The 21,044-nt window shown below is 64.6% G+C and carries 23 protein-coding genes; 9 read left to right on the forward strand and 14 right to left on the reverse strand.

From position 1 onward, the window contains the following. Positions 1 to 72: 72 nt before the first annotated feature. The gene (locus QW868_RS03365; protein WP_316229919.1) at positions 73 to 1,176 is read left to right on the forward strand and encodes an NAD(P)/FAD-dependent oxidoreductase; all 1,104 of its coding nucleotides are present in this window, start codon (positions 73 to 75) and stop codon (positions 1,174 to 1,176) included. A gap of 201 nt (positions 1,177 to 1,377) precedes the next feature. On the opposite strand, the gene QW868_RS03370 is transcribed toward QW868_RS03365, so the two are convergent. Further along, positions 1,378 to 1,563 (reverse strand): YdcH family protein, encoded by a 186-nt coding sequence (locus QW868_RS03370; RefSeq protein ID WP_315736346.1) that lies wholly within the window; start codon positions 1,561 to 1,563, stop codon positions 1,378 to 1,380. A 290-nt stretch (positions 1,564 to 1,853) separates the two neighbouring features. Here QW868_RS03370 and QW868_RS03375 point away from each other — a divergent pair, with 290 nt between their 5' ends. From QW868_RS03375 to QW868_RS03385, 3 genes are all read left to right on the forward strand, one after another. Further along, a complete protein-coding gene (locus QW868_RS03375; RefSeq protein WP_009028242.1) occupies positions 1,854 to 2,060 on the forward strand; it encodes a YdcH family protein in 207 nt (68 codons plus the stop codon). A 142-nt stretch (positions 2,061 to 2,202) separates the two neighbouring features. Further along, complete coding sequence (locus QW868_RS03380; protein ID WP_315736345.1) at positions 2,203 to 2,415, forward strand: hypothetical protein; 213 nt, start codon at positions 2,203 to 2,205, stop codon at positions 2,413 to 2,415. An 81-nt stretch (positions 2,416 to 2,496) separates the two neighbouring features. Then, positions 2,497 to 2,748, forward strand: a complete 252-nt coding sequence (locus QW868_RS03385; protein ID WP_315736344.1) for a hypothetical protein — start codon at positions 2,497 to 2,499, stop codon at positions 2,746 to 2,748. A gap of 78 nt (positions 2,749 to 2,826) precedes the next feature. On the opposite strand, the gene QW868_RS03390 is transcribed toward QW868_RS03385, so the two are convergent. Continuing rightward, positions 2,827 to 3,558 (reverse strand): GGDEF domain-containing protein, encoded by a 732-nt coding sequence (locus tag QW868_RS03390; RefSeq protein ID WP_316181085.1) that lies wholly within the window; start codon positions 3,556 to 3,558, stop codon positions 2,827 to 2,829. Between the two features lie 87 nt (positions 3,559 to 3,645). On the opposite strand from QW868_RS03390, the gene purE reads away from it, so the two are divergent. The 3 genes from purE to rpsU all read left to right on the forward strand — a co-directional run bounded on the left by purE (position 3,646) and on the right by rpsU (position 5,709). After that, on the forward strand, positions 3,646 to 4,134 hold the full coding sequence (gene purE, locus QW868_RS03395; protein ID WP_315756071.1) for a 5-(carboxyamino)imidazole ribonucleotide mutase: 489 nt from the start codon (positions 3,646 to 3,648) through the stop codon (positions 4,132 to 4,134). Further along, positions 4,131 to 5,240 carry a 5-(carboxyamino)imidazole ribonucleotide synthase gene (locus QW868_RS03400; protein WP_316229920.1) on the forward strand — a complete coding sequence of 370 codons (1,110 nt, stop codon included), beginning with the start codon at positions 4,131 to 4,133 and terminating at the stop codon, positions 5,238 to 5,240. The genes purE and QW868_RS03400 overlap by 4 nt, the downstream gene beginning before the upstream one ends. Positions 5,241 to 5,406: 166 nt before the next feature. Further along, positions 5,407 to 5,709 carry a 30S ribosomal protein S21 gene (gene rpsU / locus QW868_RS03405; protein ID WP_011924350.1) on the forward strand — a complete coding sequence of 101 codons (303 nt, stop codon included), beginning with the start codon at positions 5,407 to 5,409 and terminating at the stop codon, positions 5,707 to 5,709. A gap of 224 nt (positions 5,710 to 5,933) precedes the next feature. On the opposite strand, the gene QW868_RS03410 is transcribed toward rpsU, so the two are convergent. From QW868_RS03410 to QW868_RS03465, 12 genes are all read right to left on the reverse strand, one after another. Beyond that, on the reverse strand, positions 5,934 to 6,842 hold the full coding sequence (locus QW868_RS03410; RefSeq protein ID WP_316229921.1) for a hypothetical protein: 909 nt from the start codon (positions 6,840 to 6,842) through the stop codon (positions 5,934 to 5,936). A gap of 238 nt (positions 6,843 to 7,080) precedes the next feature. Further along, positions 7,081 to 7,365: a cupin domain-containing protein gene (locus QW868_RS03415; protein WP_315777747.1), complete on the reverse strand. Its 285-nt coding sequence runs from the start codon at positions 7,363 to 7,365 to the stop codon at positions 7,081 to 7,083. A gap of 15 nt (positions 7,366 to 7,380) precedes the next feature. Further along, positions 7,381 to 8,478, reverse strand: a complete 1,098-nt coding sequence (locus QW868_RS03420) for an ionic transporter y4hA (protein WP_316229922.1) — start codon at positions 8,476 to 8,478, stop codon at positions 7,381 to 7,383. A 115-nt stretch (positions 8,479 to 8,593) separates the two neighbouring features. Then, a complete protein-coding gene (locus tag QW868_RS03425; RefSeq protein ID WP_316229923.1) occupies positions 8,594 to 9,931 on the reverse strand; it encodes a sodium:proton antiporter in 1,338 nt (445 codons plus the stop codon). A gap of 94 nt (positions 9,932 to 10,025) precedes the next feature. Next, complete coding sequence (locus QW868_RS03430) at positions 10,026 to 10,826, reverse strand: alpha/beta hydrolase (protein ID WP_315779296.1); 801 nt, start codon at positions 10,824 to 10,826, stop codon at positions 10,026 to 10,028. Positions 10,827 to 10,844: 18 nt separating this feature from the next. Continuing rightward, a complete protein-coding gene (locus QW868_RS03435) occupies positions 10,845 to 12,242 on the reverse strand; it encodes an NAD(P)(+) transhydrogenase (Re/Si-specific) subunit beta (protein ID WP_315812883.1) in 1,398 nt (465 codons plus the stop codon). 45 nt (positions 12,243 to 12,287) lie between these two features. Beyond that, entirely contained in the window at positions 12,288 to 12,605 is a 318-nt protein-coding gene (locus QW868_RS03440; RefSeq protein ID WP_316229924.1) for a proton-translocating transhydrogenase family protein, read from the reverse strand. 11 nt (positions 12,606 to 12,616) lie between these two features. Then, entirely contained in the window at positions 12,617 to 13,744 is a 1,128-nt protein-coding gene (locus tag QW868_RS03445; protein WP_315812882.1) for a Re/Si-specific NAD(P)(+) transhydrogenase subunit alpha, read from the reverse strand. 140 nt (positions 13,745 to 13,884) lie between these two features. Beyond that, positions 13,885 to 14,037 carry an aa3-type cytochrome c oxidase subunit IV gene (locus QW868_RS03450; RefSeq protein WP_315736334.1) on the reverse strand — a complete coding sequence of 51 codons (153 nt, stop codon included), beginning with the start codon at positions 14,035 to 14,037 and terminating at the stop codon, positions 13,885 to 13,887. A 105-nt stretch (positions 14,038 to 14,142) separates the two neighbouring features. Continuing rightward, on the reverse strand, positions 14,143 to 14,538 hold the full coding sequence (locus QW868_RS03455; protein ID WP_315736333.1) for a type II toxin-antitoxin system death-on-curing family toxin: 396 nt from the start codon (positions 14,536 to 14,538) through the stop codon (positions 14,143 to 14,145). Next, positions 14,535 to 14,759, reverse strand: coding sequence for a MazE family transcriptional regulator (locus tag QW868_RS03460; protein ID WP_015664446.1), 225 nt, complete (start codon positions 14,757 to 14,759; stop codon positions 14,535 to 14,537). Before QW868_RS03460 ends, QW868_RS03455 begins: the two co-directional genes overlap by 4 nt. Positions 14,760 to 14,840: 81 nt before the next feature. Next, positions 14,841 to 16,820, reverse strand: coding sequence for a M3 family oligoendopeptidase (locus QW868_RS03465; RefSeq protein ID WP_316229925.1), 1,980 nt, complete (start codon positions 16,818 to 16,820; stop codon positions 14,841 to 14,843). A 120-nt stretch (positions 16,821 to 16,940) separates the two neighbouring features. Between QW868_RS03465 and QW868_RS03470 the strand changes: the two genes are divergently transcribed. Together QW868_RS03470 and QW868_RS03475 are read left to right on the forward strand one after the other, a co-directional pair. Further along, on the forward strand, positions 16,941 to 18,434 hold the full coding sequence (locus QW868_RS03470) for a sigma-54 dependent transcriptional regulator (protein ID WP_316160711.1): 1,494 nt from the start codon (positions 16,941 to 16,943) through the stop codon (positions 18,432 to 18,434). A 386-nt stretch (positions 18,435 to 18,820) separates the two neighbouring features. Next, positions 18,821 to 20,878 (forward strand): murein L,D-transpeptidase, encoded by a 2,058-nt coding sequence (locus tag QW868_RS03475; RefSeq protein ID WP_315812928.1) that lies wholly within the window; start codon positions 18,821 to 18,823, stop codon positions 20,876 to 20,878. The last annotated feature ends 166 nt before the right edge of the window (positions 20,879 to 21,044 follow it).

Consider the following 21,044-nt stretch of genomic DNA (forward strand, 5'->3'; position numbering starts at 1 on the left):
CTCCGGACCGAGGCTCCACCCACCAGGGGTTGCAGCAAGCCATGATTTCTCCGAATCGTCTCAGGACCGTGCATGGATAGAGTGGATTGCGTCGTCGTGGGCGCCGGCGTCGTCGGACTTGCCGTCGCACAACAGCTGGCCCGCGCCGGACGCGAGGTCATCGTTCTCGAGGCGGCCGAGGGCATCGGCACCGTCACTTCGTCTCGCAACAGCGAAGTGATCCACGCCGGCATCTACTACAAGGCCGGGAGCCTGATGGCCCGCTTCTGCGTGGCCGGCAAGCGCATGCTTTACCGCTATTGCGACGAGCATGGCGTGCCCTACCGCAATTGCGGCAAACTGATCGTTGCAACCAATCCGGCCGAGACCGAGAAGCTGCAGGGCATCCGCGCGCACGCCGAAGCCAACGGCGTCGAAGGAATGCGGCTGCTATCTGGATCCGAAGCGCTGGCGCTGGAGCCGGCCCTGGCCTGCGAGGCGGCCCTGCTGTCGCCGTCGACCGGCATCCTCGACAGCCATGCCTTCATGCTGTCGCTGCGCGGCGAGATCGAGGACGCCGGCGGCGCCTTCGCCTTCCACACGCCGCTGCTGCGGGCCAAGGCAGCCGGAGAATCGATCGAGGTCGACGCGGGCGGCGCGCAGCCGATGACGCTGAGCTGCCGGCTGTTGGTGAACGCTGCAGGCCTCGACGCGCCCCCGGTGGCCCGGCGGATCGACGGCATGCCGTCGCCGCTGGTGCCGACGACCTATCTCGCCAAGGGCAACTATTTCAGCTGCAGCGCCCGGGCACCGTTCAGCCGGCTCATCTACCCCGTGCCGGAACCGGGCGGGCTTGGCGTTCACCTTACGCTCGACATGGCAGGCCAGGCCAGATTCGGCCCCGACGTCGAGTGGATCGACCGCATCGACTACACGGTCGATCCGGCGCGCGCCGAGCGCTTCTACCCGGCGATCCGCAAATACTGGCCGTCGCTGCCGGATGGGGCGCTGATGCCGAGCTATTCCGGCATCAGGCCGAAGATCGTACCGCCGGCCGTGGCGTCGCAGGATTTCGTCATTCAGGGCCCGCGCGATCACGGCGTGCCCGGACTCATCAATCTGTTCGGAATCGAATCGCCTGGATTGACGTCATCGCTCGCGATCGCGGCTCACGTCGGCGATCTCGCCTCGAGCTGAAGACCCTCGATATCGCGATGAACAGCCTGTCGCGATAGACACGCTGGGAGACAACGCAGGCAGATGCGTTCGCGTCGTCGCGTATCGAAACTAAGTCGTGTATCGCAACTAATTCGATTGAAGTTGCGTCTGGGATGGACTCGTCGCCATCCCAGGCGCACGGTGTTGCGATCAGATGATACGGCGGATGATGGTCACATGTCAGTGAAGTGTTTCGCTGGTTACCTGTCTCAAGCGCTCGATCTCATCCTTCACCATCAGTTTGCGTCGCTTCAGTTCGGCAATTCGCAGGTCGTCCGTCGATGGATGCAGGAGAGCTTGATGCAATTCGTTTTCAAGAACTTTATGCTTACGCTCCAGTTCAACGAGATGCGCCTGAATAGCCATTCGAAACCTCCTCGGTAGGTGAACCTGAGATTCGACCAGGGCTAATGAGTGTACACTAGTCGCTTGACCTGTCGATGGGGCCAAAAGACCGCACATGCAAATTTGAGCGCCGTGTGTAACGAAGCGTGAGCTGATCCGGGCGAATCTAACGCCGGCGCCAACCTGAAATTCACGGGACAGCTGCACGGATCTTGAGGGGTGCGACTTGCTTATCAGCTTCGCAGGCGCAATATTTGCGCCCGCCTTCGCAAGGCTTTCCACTTCCTTCCGCTTTTTTGCTATCATAGATCATGGCTGACCAAGACGAGCGCGAACTGCAGGCCGAACTCGCGCGCCTGCAGCAGGAGCACCGCGACCTCGACGCGGCGATCGACGCTTTGCATCAATCGCCCGCCCCCGATTTGTTGCGGCTGCAACGACTGAAGAAGCGGAAGCTTCTGCTACGCGATCGGATCGCCTTCATCGAAGACCAGATCACGCCCGACATCATCGCCTGAGGCGAAGCGTCAGCACGGCTGACCGTATGCACCCAGGCAATACAGCGATGCAGGAGTGGCCGAAGTGCCTTGACAATAGGAACAAAAAGGGAACAATTAGACCATCCCTCGTAGTCCTCGGACAACAACAAGGATGGTTGTGATGCCCGCCTCCTTCTCCCCACAGGATCGCCTCTACGAACAGGCATGTGACCAAGCCATCGCGATGTGCGACGGCAATCTGCGCTCCACGATCAAGGCGCTGATCATGGCGAACGAGTATCTCGAGCTGGAGCTGCAGGAGCTGCGGGCCGCGATCTCCTGCGGCTGCATGCCCAACACCGCCTCGGACGCCGCGCAGAGCGATGCGGCCTGAGCCCGACGGCCTTTGAGGCTCTCCAGGCGATGACCCATGCACTCGCTCGGAGCTTCGGCGAGAGGTCAGGAGGAGCGTGCAATGCCCGATATCACCTACTACGTCGCGATGCCGTTCAGGCGGGACGAGGGTGGCATGCTGGTCGCGGGAACGGCTGAGGAATGCCAGAGCTCGTCGGCCGCGCTGCGTCGCGCGGAGGCCATGTCGCGCTTATCAGACAATATCGGCGCCATTGCCTTCAGCCGCAGCGGCGATCCATTGAAGGGGGAATTCAGCGACGCCCGGCTGCTGCACAAGTTCGGCGAGTTGCCTGACGATCTCGGCGAGCTGTGAGCGCCGTGTTCCGCCAGCTCGGTCATCGGCGCGGATGGCCGGCGAGCGTCACCGCTTGTCGCCCGGCCGGGTCGTTCGTTACGCGGGGCTCTCGTACCTTCGCTGGGCCTTGCGCATGTACATCGCGCGGTCGGCTTCCTCCAACGCACGTACTGGGTTGACGCGCTTGTCGAGAAGGGCAACCCCGGCCGACGCGCCGGCGCGCACGGTCTGATCGCCGAAGGTGAAGGTCAGGCTGTCGATGGCCTGCTCCAGCTCCGCCGCCTTGGCATGCGCCTCCGTCGCGCTGAGGTGCCAGAGCAGCACGCCGAACTCGTCGCCGCCGAGCCGACCGATCACGTCGGAGGATCGGACCCGCTCGCCGAGGACACGCGCAACCGCCTTCAGGACCTCGTCACCGGCCGCATGGCCGAAGGTGTCATTGATGGGTTTCAACCGATCGACGTCGAGCACGACCAGGGCACCGGTCGCATCGTAGCGCTTGATGAACGCGATGGAGCGATGGAGCTCGCGGGCGAAACCGCGACGATTGAAGATGTCGAGCAGGAAATCGCGCTCGGCGGAGGCCGTGAGCTCGGCGATCCGCGCCTGCGCTGCCCTCAGCTCGGCCTTCAGGCGTCGGATCGTCTGCCGCGTGCCCGCCGGTGCGGAACCAGGTTCAGGTGAGCGCGCGCCCCGAAGAACCCGATGACGGTACCGGGTTCTTCGCTTCCCGGCCCGCCACGCGGCCGCCATGCGCTTCTTTTTCATCGGACACCTGCCGCGCCGTCGTTTGGGCTTGCCGGGCTTAACCAAGACAGGATAGTCCATTCGGGCCTCCATGCCATGGCTTGCCGCTGTCGGGACCGATCCTATACTCCGGCCCATGCTGATGGATTCCCGAGAAGATTTGAGGTTATGACCGCCCCGATCGCCATTATCATGGGAAGCCAGTCGGACTGGGATACCATGCGCCATGCCGCCGACACACTCGGAGCGTTGGGCGTGAGCTACGACGCCCGTATCATCTCGGCGCACCGCACCCCGGACCGACTGTATGCCTTTGCCAAGGGCGCCAAGGCGGCCGGCTACAAGGTCGTCATCGCCGGTGCAGGCGGCGCCGCCCATCTGCCGGGCATGACGGCCTCGCTGACAGAGCTCCCCGTGTTCGGCGTTCCCGTCGAGTCGAAGGCGCTGTCGGGGGTCGATTCGCTGTATTCCATCGTCCAGATGCCGGCCGGAATTCCGGTGGGAACGCTCGCCATCGGCAAATCCGGCGCCATTAACGCAGCGCTGCTGGCGGCAAGCGTGCTCGCTCTCTCCGATCCCGCGCTCGCCGGCCGTCTGTCGGCCTGGCGCCAGGCGCAGACCAATGCGATCGCCGAACGTCCGGAGGGCACGGCGTGACCGACTCCAATCGGGTGAAGCTCAAGCCCGGCGACACCATCGGTATTCTCGGCGGCGGCCAGCTCGGCCGCATGCTGGCGCTTGCTGCGGCGCGGCTCGGGCTGCGCTGCCAGGTGTTCTCGCCGGACCCGGACTCCCCCGCCTTCGACGTGGTGCTGAACGCAACCTGCGCCGAATATGCCGACGTCGAGGCGCTCGAGCTGTTCGCCAATGACGTCGACGTCGTCACCTACGAGTTCGAAAACGTCCCCTCGGCCGCGGCCATGGTGCTGGCGGCGAGGCGCCCGGTGCTGCCGCGCCGCTCGGCGCTCGAGACGACCCAGGATCGCCTCACCGAGAAAGATTTCGTCACCTCGCTGGGCATCAGCACCGCGACCTATGCCGACGTGTCCTCGGTCGCCACCTTGCGCGAAGCCGCGTTCCGGATCGGCTTGCCGGCCGTGCTGAAGACGCGTCGGTTCGGCTATGACGGCAAGGGCCAGATCAAGATCCGCCCGGGTGACGATCTCGAGCGGATCTGGGCCGAACTCGGCACCAAGTCGGCGATCCTTGAGGCGTTCGTTCCGTTCGAGCGCGAGATATCGGTCGTGGCGGCCCGAGCGGCCGATGGACAGGTCGAGTGCTTCGACGTCACCGAGAACGAGCATCGCGATCACATCCTGAAGGTGTCGCGGGCGCCGGCGCGCATCCCGGATGCGCTCGCCGACGAGGCCAGGGACATTGCGAGCCGGATCGCCACCGCCCTCGATTACGTCGGGGTGCTGGCCGTGGAGATGTTCGTGGTATCGGATGGTCCTACTCCAGGCGTCCTGATCAACGAAATTGCCCCGCGGGTGCATAATTCCGGCCACTGGACCCTCGATGGCGCCTCGATTTCCCAGTTCGAACAGCACATCCGGGCGATCGCCGGTTGGCCGCTTGGCAAGCCGCTGCGCCACGGCCACGTCACGATGACGAACCTGATCGGGGACGAGATCGACAGCTACGAGCAGTGGCTCACGGTTCCCGGCGCGACCGTGCATCTCTACGGCAAGGGCGCCGCTCGTCCGGGCCGCAAAATGGGGCATGTGACCCAGGTCTCGCCACTGCCGCCGAGGCAGGGCTGAAATAAACCGCTCCGGCGAGGTTAAACTTGCGGTCAAGAGCCCGTCAGCGGGTGGACAGCGACGGTGTCCTCTGATACACGGGCGCGCTCAAGGTTAAGGGCGCGGGCATTTGCCAGCCCTGGCTTCACCAGATTTCAAACCGATAGACTGAGAAAGAGGATGCCGCGTGCAGGTTCTCGTTCGCGATAACAATGTCGATCAAGCCCTCAAGGCGCTCAAGAAGAAGATGCAGCGTGAGGGCATTTTCCGCGAGATGAAGCTTCGCGGCCATTACGAGAAGCCGTCCGAGAAGAAAGCCCGCGAGAAGGCCGAAGCCGTGCGCCGTGCGCGCAAGCTGGCCCGCAAGAAGTTGCAGCGTGAAGGCCTGCTGCCGATGAAGCCGAAGCCGGTGTTCGGCGCTGGCCCCGGCGGTGACCGTGGTGCTGGTCGTGGTCCGGGCGCAGGTGCCCGTCCCGGCGCGCCGCGCTGATCTGGCCACTTCAATCTGACGTCGTCTGAAGCGCGGGCCTTTGGCTCGCGTTTTTGTTTTGGGCGCTCCTTTTTGATTTTGCGCCTCTGGCCATCCGGCGACCGGATTGAATCCGGGTTGCTGCGCCCGCCCCTCGCATCGCTGCAGAGCTCGCCACTCCAAAGAAAAAGCGGCAGACCGGCCAGGCCCACCGCCTCGATCACGTCCGCGAACGATTCGACCGGCTATTTCGGCAGCACTGAGTGGAACACCGATTTCGCCGCCGACATCATGTCTTGCGCCACGCTGGACATCTGGTCCTTGATCGATGGATCAGTCTTGTCGGCGCGCAGGTCGAGCGGACGCAACTGCTGGACAGGGATCTCCGCCGGCGGGGTCGGGCGCCCGTCCGGCTGCAATGATCCCGTGTAGGTCGGGCTCGAGGCTGACGGCAAGGCAAAGCCCTGCTCGGCCGGTGGCGCAGAGACCGTCACGGGAGGCGGCAGCGGACGGACCGGCGACACCTGTGGCGCGACGGTCGCGATGCGCGGGGTCTCGCCAGCGCCCCGGGCTGCGTCGCTCGACGGCTTCTCGACAGCCGCCTTGCCGGCACCTTCGCTCGCGCGCAACCGCTCGATCGCCGCGCGGGCGAGATCAGCAGCATCCCGGCGATCGTCCTGCTGGGCCGCTGGGGCCTCGGCCGGAGTACCGCGCGCAATCAGCTTCTCCCGCGGCGACCCGGGATGGCGCGCGGCCTGCACATCCGTCGGGAGGCTCGCTGTTTCGGTCGGCTTCACTTCGACGGCCTTCTCCGCAGCCTTGTCGGCCAGCGACTTCTCCGAGACCCCCTTGGCCTTGATGCCAGGAGCGGGAATGCTGGAGACCTCCGTCGACGTTTCCGCCGGCTTGGCGTCGGACTTGGGATCGGCCTTCGCTTCCAGCTTGGCGGGGTCGATCCCCTTGCCCGTGGATTTCGAAGCGTCGCTCTTTGAGCCGGTGAGCTTGGCGTAGGCAGCCGACGCCACCGCCGCCACGGTCGATGGCGGCGAGTCGGGCTTGGTATTGATGTAGTGGTTGACGATGTAGGCCCCGATGATGGTGGCAACCACCGACGGGACGATCTCCATGGCGAACTTTGTGAGATATTTCAGCATGCTGACCACTCCCGCGCGGTATTTGCGGGAACTTTGAGGCACAATTAAGGGACCATCCCAGTACCTTCCGGAGCCCGCAACCTGCGATCCCTGCAGGCGCAACCGCCGAAAAGTCGTTCTCCTGAAGCCCTTTGAGACCGAAGCCGTGCAGCAATCCAAGATCGTATGGGCGCTGCCAACTGCTTCCGGATCGCCGGCTCAAGATACCACAATCAGCGGCATCCCGGTAAACAAATGGTTACGGCTTCAATTCAACCTCGAGGAAAACGATCTCGGAACCGGTCTCGTTCAGTACATCGTGTTCGACACCGGCTTTGCGGAAATAGGATTTGCCGACCGCGAGCTGCGCCTTCGAGCGCTCGCCGGACGGCGCCACGATCGTCATCTCGCCCGCGGTGACCGGCACGATGACATAATCCATCTCATGGATATGGCGCCCCGTCGCACTGCCGGGCAATAGCCGCCACTCCGTGACGCGGACTTCGGGCGTGTCGACCTGGACGTCGGACTGGGCGCTGAGCATCGGGGATCTCTTGAATCAGGGGACGAAGAGCAGGAACAGGAATATCGCGAACACCACCATGTGCACCAGCCCGAACAGGATGTTCGTCCGTCCCGTGCCGAAGGTCAGCATGCTCAGAACGAAGGTCAGGACCAGCAGCACTATTCCCTGCGGGTCCAGCCCGAGGACGAGCTGCTTGTCGAGCACATGGGCGGCGACCGCCACTGCCGGGATGGTCAGCCCTATGGTGGCGAGCGAGGAGCCAAGCGCGAGATTGATGCTCTTCTGAAGGTCGTTGGCGCGGGCGGCCGAGAGGGCGGCGATACTCTCCGGCAGCAGGATCAACAGCGCCACGAGCACGCCTGCGACCGCCTGCGGCGCACCCGTTGCGGCAACGCCGGCGTCGACCACCAGCGAGAACTTCTTGGCAAGCAGGACCACCGCGAGCAGTGCGACCAGCAGCAGCCCGACACTGAGCAACAGCTTCGCACGCGGCAGCCGGACATCGTCATCGGCGAACCCAGCCGAGCCGCCGACGAAATAATCCCGATGGCGGGTGGTCTGCGTATACAGGAACACCGCGTAGAGCAGGATCGTCACGACGCTGACGAAGGCGATCTGCACGGCAGAATACACCGGACCAGGCGACGTCAAGGTATAATTCGGCAGCACCAGCGTGATGGTCGCCATCGTGAACAGCACGCTGAGATACAGATTGGCGCCGGAGACCAGCACGTCCTGCTCGCGGTAGCGCAGGCCGCCGATGAAGATGCAGATGCCGACCAGGCCATTGCACACGATCATGACGACCGCGAACACGGTGTCGCGGGCCAGCGCGGGCGCAGCCTTGTCGCCGAGCATGATGGTGGCGATCAGCGCCACCTCGATCACCGTCACCGCCAGGGTCAGGAGCAGCGTGCCGAACGGCTCGCCGATCTCATGCGCGATCACCTCGGCATGGTGTACGGCCGCGAACACCGTGCCGAACAGGATCACCAGCAGCACCGCGGCGAAGACCACGCCGGCGGCCGAAGGCGTGAAGTCATAATGCGTCGCCGTGACGATCGCGACGAGTGCGACCGCCAGGCCGGGAAAGATCACCGATGATGCGGGCGTTGCGCCCTTCACGCTCATGATTCGCGTCCTTCGATCCGTTCTGTCCGACTATGCGCGACAGCGAGGCGATCGTCACGCGGTCCGGCCGTGACAGGGTCAACCAGGACGGTCTCTGAAAGTGCCGTCGATCAGGTCAATGCGGGCTGAGCAGCGGATGGATCGGAAGTACGGTCAGCAGCACGAACAGCGGAATGAGGACGGCACCTGCCCGCAGCATGTAGCCGAAGAAACTCGGCATCTTGATGCCGCGCTCATTGGCGATCGCTGCGACCATGAAGTTCGGCGCGTTTCCAATGTAGGTCAGCGCACCCATGTAGACGGCGCCCATCGAGATCGCCGCCAGCGTGCCCGAGAGTTCGCCCATCAGCACCTTGGGATCGCCGCCCGCCAATTCGAAGAACAAGAGATAGGTCGGGGCATTGTCGAGGAAGGCCGACATCAGCCCGGTGAACCAGAAATAGGCGACCTCTCTCGGCGCGCCGGCGGGTGTCGTCACGGCATCCAAGAGCCAGCCGAACGAGCCACTGCGACCCGCGTTCAGCATGGCGATGACCGGGACGATCGCGGTGAAGATCGCCGCGAACAGCTTGGCGACCTCTCGGATCGGCTCCCAGTTGAACCCGTTCGCCTCGCGGTGCTCGTCCGGCGTGAGCCAGAGCGACAGGCCGGCGATCGCCACGAGGATGGCATCGCGCACGAGGTTCTGAAGCTCGACATGCGTGCCGAAGACGTCGAAGGAGATGCCTGGCTTCCAGGTCGCCGAGAGCAGCGTATTGGCAACGATCGCGGCGATCAGAACGACATTGATGAGGCCGCGAATGCGCACCGGCTCCTTCGTTACGAACGCTTGCGACGCAAGCTTCTCCGCGCGGAAGCGCCACCAGTCGATAGCGGCAAAGACGATGAGCAGCAATCCGGCGACGATCGCGGTCTGCAGCCAGAGGTGTTGCGTCGTCCAGAAAAAATCGACGCCGCGCAGAAAGCCGACGAACAGCGGCGGATCGCCCAGAGGGCTGAGCGCGCCACCGACATTGGCAGCCAGGATGATGAAGAAGACCAGCACGTGCACGTTGTGCGGCCGCGTCAGATTGGCGCGGATCAGCGGACGTACCAGGATCATCGCGGCACCCGTCGTGCCGACCACGCTCGCGATGATCGTGCCGAGTGCCAGGATGGCCGTATTGGTCGCCGGCGTACCTCTGATGTCGCCGGTCACCAGGATGCCGCCGGCGACGGTGTAGAGCGCAAACAGCAGCACGATGAAGCTGAGATACTCCGCGAGCAGCGCGTGGATGAAGGACGCGAGCGAGGCCGCCAGTCCCGCCTGCCAGGTCAGCGCCGCCAGCGTCACCACGGCCCATGCCAAGGCGATCTTGCCGTAATGGTGATGCCAGAGGCGGGCAAACAGCAGCGGGCCGAGCGCGATCGATAGCAGCAATCCCGCAAACGGCAGCGCGAACGGCCAAGTCATCGCAGCGCCATCGAGGCCGGCGGCGGCATACGCGGGGATCGGCGGACCTGCGACGATCGCGACTACAAGCAGAGCCGGCCACCGACCGAGGACATTACGGGCTGTCGATGAAACTCTTGGCCGTACCTGTCGCACCATAGAAATCCAGATCATTATGTCCGCCGTCGGGAAACCGTACGAAGCGCTTGGGGTCATGCGCAAGCGCGAACAATCGTTCCCCGAAGCGGATCGGAATCCCCGGATCTTTGGCGCCATGCATGATCAGCAGCGGCACATGCACCTTGGCGATGCGCTGATCGGATTGGAAGCGGTCGCGCATCAGCAGGCTGACGGGAACCACTTTGAGCATGTCGGAGGCGACGTCGACCGTGGACGTATAGGGCGCCTCCAGGATCAGCCTGGCCATGGGACGCTCAGCGGCGATCGCGGCGGCCACGCCGCTGCCCAGTGAAAAGCCCCAAGCCACGATGCGCTCCGCCGCGTAGCGCTCGCGCGTGAAGGCATAGGCGGCTGCGGCATCCTGAAGCAGCCCCTGCTCACTGGGGTTGCCGCTCGAGCCTGCATAACCGCGATAGGACAGCGCGACGAGGCCGGTCCCGTCGGAGGTCAGCGCCTTGAAGCGCGAGACCACGCCGGCGAGGAAGTCGCCATTGCCTGGGAAATACAGCACGACCTTGCGGCCGGGCTGCGCCGGCACATGCCAGGCGATGACCTTCTCGCCGTCGGCCGAGGTCAGCACGTGCTCTTCAGCCTGCGGAAATCCGGCCGCGTCCGGCGCGGTGCGACCGACCGGCGGGATCGGAAACAGCATCGCGCGCTGGCGCATGAACAGCACAGCAAGCACGGTGGCGTAGATCGCCACCACGACGATCAGGAGCCATTTCAGGACCGCCATGGCTCCCAATAATGCCAGCTACATGCCCTTGACGATGTTCTCGGTCATCTTCTTGGCGTCGCCGAGCAGCATCATCGTGTTGTCGCGGTAGAACAGCGGATTGTCGATGCCGGCATAGCCCGAGGCAAGCGAGCGCTTGATGAACATCACGGTGCCGGCCTTCCAGACCTGCAGCACCGGCATGCCGTAGATCGGCGAGGACTTGTCCTCCTCAGCCGCCGGGTTGGTGACGTCGTTGGCGCCGATCACGAAGGCGACGTCGGCCTGGGCGAATTCCGAGTTGATGTCCTCGAGCTCGAACACCTCGTCGTAGGGGACGTTGGCTTCGGCGAGCAGCACGTTCATGTGGCCGGGCATGCGGCCCGCGACCGGATGAATGGCGTACTTCACCTCGACGCCTTCCTTCTTCAGCGTGTCGGCCATCTCGCGCAGCGCGTGCTGGGCCTGGGCCACCGCCATGCCGTAGCCGGGCACGATGATCACCTTCGAGGCGTTCTTCATGATGAAGGCCGCGTCGTCGGCCGAGCCGAGCTTGGCCGGCTTCTGCTCACCAGTACCACCGCCGGCCGCTGCGGTCTCGCCGCCGAAGCCGCCGAGGATGACCGAGATGAAGGAGCGGTTCATCGCATGGCACATGATGTAGGACAGGATCGCACCGGACGAGCCGACCAGCGCGCCGGTGATGATCAGCGCCGAATTGCCGAGCGTGAAGCCGATACCCGCCGCGGCCCAGCCCGAATAGGAGTTCAGCATCGAGATCACGACCGGCATGTCGGCGCCGCCGATCGGGATGATCATGAGCACGCCGAGCGCCAGCGCCAGCAGCGTCACCATCAGGAAGTCGAACCCGCCGCCCGTCATCACCAGACGGACCACGAAGAAGACGAGCGCAACGGCGAGCGCAATGTTGATCATGTGGCGCGCCGGCAGGATGATGGGCGCGCCGCTCATCCGTGCCGAGAGCTTCAGGAAGGCGATGACCGAGCCGGTGAAGGTCAGCGCGCCGATGGCGACGCCGAGCGACATTTCGACCAGGCTCTGCGGATGGATGTTGCCGGGCGTACCGATGTCGAAGGCTTCGGGCGCAAAGAACGCGCCGGCGGCGACCAGCACCGCGGCCATGCCGACCAGCGAGTGGAACGCCGCCACGAGCTCGGGCATCGACGTCATCGGCACCCGGCGCGCGATCACCGCACCGATGCCGCCGCCGATCGCAACGCCGAGGATCACGAGGATCCAGGCGATCGCATCTGCCGGTGGATGCCCGGCCAGCGTGGTCGCGACCGCAATCGCCATGCCGGCCATGCCGAAGAAGTTGCCTTGCCGGCTGGAGGCCGGACTCGACAGCCCGCGAAGAGACAGGATGAACAGCACACCTGCCACGAGATAAAGGAGTGCCGACAGATTGGCGTTCATTGCAGATGCCCCGTTGTGCCTGTCATCCCGCGTCGTGCGGCGTTGTTACTTGGACTTCTTCTTGTACATCGCCAGCATGCGCTGGGTGACGAGGAAGCCGCCGAAGATGTTCACGCAGGCGAAGATCAGCGCGATGAAGCCGAACGCCCGCGCCAGACCGCTGCCGCTCGACAGCATGGGAACGCCGACCGCCAGCAGCGCGCCGACCACGATCACCGAGGAGATCGCGTTGGTCACCGACATCAGCGGCGTGTGCAGGGCCGGCGTCACCGACCACACCACGAAATAGCCGACGAACACCGCCAGCACGAAGATCGACAGCCGGAAAACGAAGGGGTCGACGGCTTGGGCGACATGTTCCATGGCTCTGCTCCTTAGGCCTTCGGCTGGAAGTTCGGGTGGACGATGGCGCCATCCTTTGTCAAAGCCGTGGCCTTGACCAGCTCGTCGTCCCAGTTGACCGCGAGCGCCTTCTCCTTCTTGTCGATCATGGTCTCGATGAAGGAGAACAGGTTGCGGGCGTAGAGGCTGGAGGCGGAAGCTGCGACCCGGCCGGCGAGATTGGGGTAGCCGATGATCTTGACGCCGTCGATCTCGACGGTCTCGCCGAGCTTGACGCCCTCGACATTGCCGCCACGCTCGACCGCGAGGTCGACCAGCACCGAGCCCGGGCGCATCGACTTCACCATCTCCATGGTGACGAGGCGCGGCGCCGGACGGCCGGGAATCAGCGCCGTGGTGATGATGACGTCCTGCTTCTTGATGTGTTCCGCCGTCAGCGCCGCCTGCTTGGCCTGGTACTCCTTGGACATCTCCTTGGCGTAGCCGCCGGCCGTCTGGGCGTTCTTGAACTCCTCGTCCTCGACCGCCAGGAACTTGGCGCCGAGGCTCTCCACCTGCTCCTTGGTGGCCGGCCGCACGTCGGTCGCAGAGACCATGGCGCCGAGCCGGCGCGCGGTCGCGATCGCCTGCAGGCCGGCGACGCCGACGCCCATCACGAACACCTTGGTCGCCGGCACGGTGCCGGCCGCGGTCATCATCATCGGGAAGGCGCGGCCGAAGGCCTCGGCGCCCTCGATCACGGCGCGGTAGCCGGCAAGGTTGGCCTGGCTCGACAGCACGTCCATCACCTGGGCGCGGGTGATGCGCGGCATCAGCTCCATCGCGAAGGAGGCAATGCCGGCATCGGCCATGGCCTTGAGCGCCGCGTCATTGCCGTAAGGATCCATGATCGCGAACACCAAGGCGCCGCGCCGGTAGTTGGCGAGTTCGGACGCTTCCGGCCGCTTCACCTTGATGATGATGTCGGCATCCTTGAGCGCGTCCGCGCTCACGGTTGCGCCCGCCGCCGTGAATTCCGAGTCCGGCAGGCCGGATTTGATGCCGGCGCCGGGCTCGACCGCGATCTCGGCACCCAACGCCTTGAACTTCTTCACCGTGTCGGGAGAGGCGGCAACCCGCGGCTCCAACGGGTCGATTTCCTTGGCGACGGCAATCTTCATGAGGCCTCCGGCGCGAATGCGCGCGCGAGCTTTAAGAGGGCGGGACGTCCATGGGCTACAGCATGACGCCAAGTTAGCACTTGGCTTCGGCAGTCAGCTGAAGGCCCGCCGGCGGGGATGCCGGCGGGCCGAGAGCGACATTAAGCGAGGAAAATAGCCATCAAGATGACGATGAGAGCGACGCTGATCGTGCCGTACTTCACCAGCTTGATGAAGCCCTCGTAGGTGGCCTCATGCGCCACATAGTCGTTGCCGTCAGCCGTCGAGTAGGCGATCTCGCCATGGTTTGCCATCGGGGTCCCCCAGAGAAATATGCTTTGTTAAGGTCGCATACCCCAAAGCCGATGCAAGGGCAACGGCTGGCATGCAAGGCAGTTTTATCGCGTTTTCCGATCGCCCTATTGGCGAGGCCAATTGTCACGGATCCAGCGCGTCAGGCTGGCCTCGCTGACCTCGCCGGCAGCGAGGGCGAGGATCATGGCGGTGGCCTGAGCCGGCTCGGGCGCGAACGCGATTTCGTTTCTCCGCAGAAACGTCATCATCGCCATGAAGGCGATCCGCCTATTGCCGTCTACGAAAGCGTGGTTCTTGGCCAGTCCGAATGCATAGGCTGCGGCAAGCTCGGGAAGCGTCGCCTGCTCATAGCTCCATTTGTTAATGGGCCGCTCCAGGGCCGAGCGGAGCATGCCCTCGTCGCGCGGCCCGGGCGCGCCGCCGAAGCGGCGCAACTGTCGGGCGTGGATCGCGACGGCCTGCTCGTAGGTGATCCAAAGCGGCCCCTGCTGCTCGCTCATTTGGCGAGCGCGGCCAGGGTGTCGCGATACTCATCCATGATCTCGTCCGCGATCTCCATCGTCCGCTCGAAATCCGGATCATAGGGCAGCGCCTGGAAGCCGCCGCCGGGCAATTCGACGATGTGCAGTTGCTGACCGCGTTTGAGATCGAGCCGCTGCATCAGTTCGCGCGGCAACAGCAGGCCGTCGGAATTGCCGATCTTCTTGATTTCGATCTTCATAGCAGGCCTCTCCGAAAAAGAGGCGCGTTATACAAATGTATAACGCGCCTCTTCAATCCGTTCAACAAATGTTTTACGCCCCTACCCCATCGCCTCCAGCTCGTCGATCATGCCGGCGATGACCGAGAGACCGCCGTCCCAGAATTTGGGGTCCTTGGCGTCCAGGCCGAACGGCTTGAGCAGTTCGGAATAATGCTTGGTGCCGCCGGCCGCGAGCATCGCCAGATAGCGCTCGGCAAACCCCTCGGCGGCGTGCTCGTAGACCGCATAGAGCGAGTTCACGAGGCAGTCGCCGAACGCATAGGCGTAGACGTAGAACGGCGAATGGATGAAGTGCGGGATGTACATCCAGAAGTTTTCGTAGCCCGGCTTGATCTCGATCGCCTCGCCGAGACTCTCGGTCTGCACCGAGAGCCAGAGCTGCCCGAGCCGCTCGGCGGTCAGCTCGCCGTTCTTGCGCTCGGTATGCACCGCGCGCTCGAACGAATAGAACGCGATCTGCCGCACCACGGTGTTGATCATGTCCTCGACCTTGCCGGCGAGCAGCGCCTGACGCTGCCTGGCGTCCTTTGTCTCGGATAGCAGCCGCTTGAAGGTCAGCATCTCGCCGAACACGCTCGCGGTCTCCGCCAGCGTCAGCGGCGTCGGCGCCATCAGCGCGCCTTGCCTCGCCGCCAGCACCTGGTGCACGCCGTGGCCGAGCTCATGCGCGAGCGTCATGACGTCGCGCGGCTTGCCCTGATAGTTCATCAGCACATAGGGATGCGCCGAGGGCGTGGTCGGATGCGAGAACGCGCCCGGCGCCTTGCCGGGCCGCACCGGCGCATCGATCCAGCTCTGGTCGAAGAAGCGCTGGGCGATGTCCGCCATCTCGGGCGAGAAGCCGCGATACGCCGTCAACACCATGCTCTTCGCCTCCGGCCAGGCGATGGTGGCATTGGCGGCGAAGGGCAGCGGCGCATTGCGGTCCCAATGCGCCAGCTTCTTCTTTTTGAACCAGCGCGCCTTGAGCTGGTAGTAGCGATGTGACAGCTTCGGATAGGCTGCGCGTACCGACGCTACCAGCGCATCGACCACCTCGCGCTCGACGCGATTGTTCAAGTGGCGGGAGTCGGCGACATCCTGGAAGCCGCGCCAGCGGTCCGAGATGTCCTTGTCCTTGGCGAGCGTGTTGGTGATCAGTGCGAAGGTGCGCTCATTGGCCTTGAACGTCTTGGCCAGCGCTTCGGCTGCGGCCTTGCGCTTGGCGCCGTCGCGGTCCTGCAGGAAATTCAGCGTCGGCTCGATCGCGAGCTCCTTACCTCCGACCTGAAACCGCAGGCCAGCAATGGTCTGGTCGAACAACCTGTTCCAAGCCGAATAGCCGGTCTGCGATTTTTCGTGGAACAGCTGCTCGACGCGGTCCTCGAGCTGATACGGCTTGTCCTTGCGCAGGTCCTCGATCCACGGCCGGTAATGGCCGAGCGCGGGCGTCTCCATCGCGCGCTCGATCACGGCGTCGTCGATGCGGTTGAGCTCGAGCGGGAAGAACAGCAGATGCGTCGACGCCGCCGTCAGCCGCTCCGAGATGTCGCCGTAGAATTTCGAGATCGCGGGATCGACGCTGTCGCCGGCATGGGCGAGGCCCGCGAACGAGCCGAGCCGCCCGGCGAGATCGTCGATCGCCTCGTAGCGCCGCACGGCTTCTGCGAGCCATTCGCCGCCATCCTCGCGCGCGACATGCTCGGCGAGCTTGCCCTTGTAGTCGGTCTCAAACGCGACGCATTCGGAATCCATCTTCGCGAGATCGTGAGCGATCTCAGGGGCGTCGATGCCCATATAAAGGTCGCCGAGATTCCATTCGGGCAGCACGCCGATGCCGGCCTTTGCCGCGACGACCTTCTTTGCCGGTTTGGCCGATGATTTGGCCGTCGCACCGCGCGCAGCCTTGACCTCTACCGGCTTCGGCTTTGACGCGGGCTTCTTGGCCGGCTTGGCCTTGTTGGATTTGGTCTTGGCGGATTTGGTCTGGGGGGCGGATCTGGTCGGCTTGCGAAGGGCAGAAGAAGCGCGCGAGGTCATCGGATGGGTAACCTGTTGTTCGAACGTGTATCCCGATCAGCGAGGTTTAAGGTTGCGTTAATCGGCGTCGGCGAGAGTGCCCCGATTCGAGACAGATAGTCGTAGCGTGCAAGGAAAGCCATGGCTGCCAGCATTTTGATTGCCGATGATGATCCGGTCCAGCGCCGGCTGGTGGAGAACATGGTGCAGAAATGCGGCTACGAGGCGGTCGTCGTCGAGACCGGCGATGCCGTCGTCGAGAAGCTGACGAATCCTGATGCCGGCCCCATCGACGCCATCGTGCTCGATCTCGTGATGCCCGGCCTCGACGGCATGGGTGTCCTCTCCAAGATGCGCGAGATGGGGATCTCGATACCCGTGATCGTGCAGACCGCGCATGGCGGCATCGACAACGTCGTCTCCGCAATGCGCGCCGGCGCGCAGGACTTCGTCGTCAAGCCGGTCGGCATCGAGCGGCTCCAGGTCTCGTTGCGTAATGCGCTCAATACCTCGGCCTTGAAGGGCGAGTTGCAGCGCATCCGGCACAGCCGCGAAGGGCGCCTGACCTTCGCCGACATCATCACCCGCGCGGAGGCGATGGCGCCGATCCTGCGCATCGCCGAGAAGGCCGCGGCCTCGTCGATCCCGGTGCTGATCGAAGGCGAATCAGGCGTCGGCAAGGAGCTGTTCGCCCGCGCCATCCACGGCACCAGCGAGCGCAAGACGAAACCGTTCGTTGCCGTCAATTGCGGCGCGATCCCGGACAATCTGGTGGAATCGATCCTGTTCGGTCACGAGAAGGGCGCATTCACCGGCGCGACCGAGCGTCACATGGGCAAGTTCGTCGAAGCCCATGGCGGCACGCTGTTCCTCGATGAGGTCTCGGAGCTGCCGCTCACCGCCCAGGTCAAGCTGCTGCGCGCCCTGCAGGAGGGCGCCGTGGAAGCCGTCGGCGGCCGCAAGCCGGTCAAGGTCGACGTCCGCATCATCTCGGCGACCAATCGCAGGCTACTCGACCGCGTCAAGGAAGGCCACTTCCGCGAGGATCTGTTCTACCGGCTGCACGTGCTGCCGCTCACCGTTCCGCCGCTGCGCACCCGCCGCGAGGACATCCCGCATCTGTTGCGGCATTTCCTCGCGCGGTTCGCGGCCGAGGAGAACCGCGCCATTTCGGGCATCACCGGTGAGGCCGTCGCCTATCTGACCAAGCTCGACTGGCCCGGCAACATCCGCCAGTTGGAAAACGCGGTCTACCGCGCCGTCGTCATGGGCGAGAGTGACCAGCTCGGCGTGGCCGATTTTCCGCTGATTCCCACCCACGCACCGCCGGTGGAGCCTGCGCCGGCCCTCACCGTGGAGCGGCCTGTTCCGGCGCTGCCTGCGATGGTGCCGGGAAGTGAAGTCCCCATTGCCCCTCTGCCCTCGCACGGGTTCCTGCCGCTGCTCACCGCAAGCGGCGAGGTGCGGCCGCTCGAGGAGATGGAGCATGAGATCATCCGCTTCGCCATCGCCCATTACCGCGGCCAGATGTCGGAGGTGGCGCGCCGCCTCAAAATCGGACGCTCGACGCTCTACCGCAAGCTCGACGAAGCCAATGACGAGACCCCCACGACGGAAAGCCCGCCGCTCGGCTGAGCCGCTCGGATCCGCACCATGGTTGCGCTTGGCTGTCGTCCGAAAAAGGCCGCAAGTCTTGGCAACACTGGAACATCTGAACCGTTGCCTTGCGGTGACAGACAAAGGAAATAACGCGTGGCACAAACGCACGATCGGTTTGGCCGGGGTTTCCCAAGAGTCAGTTTGTCGTGAGTTGTCCCGTGTGGCGCTGGCCGCAGAAATGGGGCTTGAGTATCGTTTGGGCGTGAATCATTGCGTGCAGATGTGAACCATCCTCACAGGCGGTACCCGCGCCGAAGCTGGCGGATCGACCTTGTTACCCCTGTTCCAGCCGGGACAGATCATCCGAGGGATTGATGATGCGAGATTGTGTGACCACCCGTGGCGGATATGACCGCGTGCTCATGGCTGTCGCGGCGACCTTCCTCGCGGTGTCCTCGACCTCTGCTTTCGCCCAGAGCGGTCCGCCCCGCAACAGCGCGGCCGAGCTCGCCATCGATGCGGCGATCCCGTTCCCCGAGCCGGCCAACGTGCCGCCGCCGACCGCCAGTGACTTCAAACTCGACACCACCGCCACCGTGTCGCCCGACCAGGCCAAGTCGCCCGAGACGACGACCAAGCCGCTCGACTCTGCCGCGGCGCCTGCGGCCGATCCCGCCAAAACCGTCGCCACGCCGCCGGCAGCGGCCCCTGCGACCGCGACGGTCCCAGACCCGGTCAAGGCCGCCAGCACCGTTCCCGCCGCCGACCAGCCCGTTGCCGACCGTCTGCGCGACCTGATGGCGAGCAAGGCGACAAGGTATTTCGACCGCAAGGCCGAACGCGCCGCCGTCGAGAAATTCTACACCGGCCGCGACTACGCGCCGATCTGGACCCAGGGCGGCAATCTGACAGCCGCCGCGAAGGGCGTCATCGCCCGTCTCAGGGATGCAGCAGCCGATGGCCTCAATCCCGGCGACTATCCGGTGCCGGATTTCGCAGCCGCAGCCTCCGCACCGGACGCGCTGGCGGAGGCGGATCTCAGACTCACCGAGAGCATGATGGACTACGCGCGCCAGGCGCAGAGCGGCCGCATGCACTGGTCGCAGGTCTCAGCGGATATCCAATATCCCGAGCATCCGGTCGATCCGAACGAGGTGCTGGCCAACGTCGCCGGCGCAAAGGATGCCTCCGCGGCGCTGGAGAGCTACAACCCGCCGCACAAGCTCTACAAGCTGCTGAAGGCCAAGCTCGCCGAGCTGCGCGGCGTCAGCGACGGCGCGCCTGTTATCATCGACGACGGCCAGCCGCTGAAATACATTCCTGCCCGCGGCAAGAATGCGCCGGAGGCCGAGGCGCAGATGTCCGACCCGCGCGTGCCCAAGCTGCGCGCCAAGCTCGGCATCACCGAGAACGCCGACGACATCCGCTATGACGCCAAGGTCGCCGCCGCCGTCCGCAAGTTCCAGGAAAGCGTCGACCTCAAGCCGACCGGAGTGCTCGACGACCGCACCGTGAAGGCGCTCAACACGCCCAAGCGCGACAAGCAGATCGATACGGTCCTCGTCAACATGGAGCGCTGGCGCTGGCTGCCGCGCGACCTCGGAGCGCCCGCGATCGGCGACGCTTATGTGATCCTCAACATCCCCGACTACACGCTGAAGGTGATGCAGCACGGCGCGCAGGTGTGGACCACCCGCGTGGTGACCGGCAAGCCGGGGCAGCATGCGACGCCGTTGCTCAGCGAGACGATGAAGTTCATCACGGTCAATCCGACCTGGAACGTGCCGCCGTCGATCATCTACAACGAGTATCTGCCGGCGTTGCAGCAGGATCCGACCGTGCTCGACCGCATGGGCCTGCGGCTGGAGCGAGCGCGCGACGGCTCGATCCACATCTCGCAGCCGCCGGGCGAGGCCAACGCGCTCGGCCGCATCCGCTTCAACTTCCCGAACAAGTTCCTGGTCTATCAGCACGACACGCCGGACAAGAACCTGTTCGCCCGAGACGAGCGCGCCTTCAGCCATGGCTGCATGCGCGTGCAGTATCCGGATCAGTACGCGTCGGTCCTGCTCAACATCACCATGCCGAACGAGCGCTACACGCCCGAGCGCATCCGCAGCATGTACGGCCGCAGCGAGATCGACCTGAAATTCCCGACGCCGATCCCGGTCAACATCACCTACCAGACCGCCTTCGTCGACGAAGCCGGCAAGCTGCAATTCCGCAAGGACATCTATGGCCGCGACGCGACCATGATCTCGATCCTGAAGAACAACCGCGGCAAGGATCTCGAGAACGTCGTCGCCCACGCCCAACCGAGCTACGCGCGTCCGAAGGGGCCGCTGCCGAACTCGGTCAACATCAGCGACAACAGCTTCTCCTCCGGCCCGAACTTCTTCGAGCGCCTGTTCGGCGGCGGTGGCCTGCCGACGCCGCCGGCGCCGGTCGGCCGCCCTGCCCGGCGGGTCTTCACCCGCTGATCAGGCCGCCGATCACGGTCAAAATTTCCATTTTGAGATCAAAGGCCTCGCCGATCGGCGGGGCCTTTGCTTTAGGTTAACCACAATGATCAACCAAGATTCGATGGCTCTTTTTCGCCACACTCAAGAGTATATGTTAAGGGTAATTGGGGGGCGGGTCGGTCAG

It is taken from the genome of Bradyrhizobium sp. SZCCHNR1051 (genome assembly GCF_032489615.1).
Classification (GTDB): domain Bacteria; phylum Pseudomonadota; class Alphaproteobacteria; order Rhizobiales; family Xanthobacteraceae; genus Bradyrhizobium.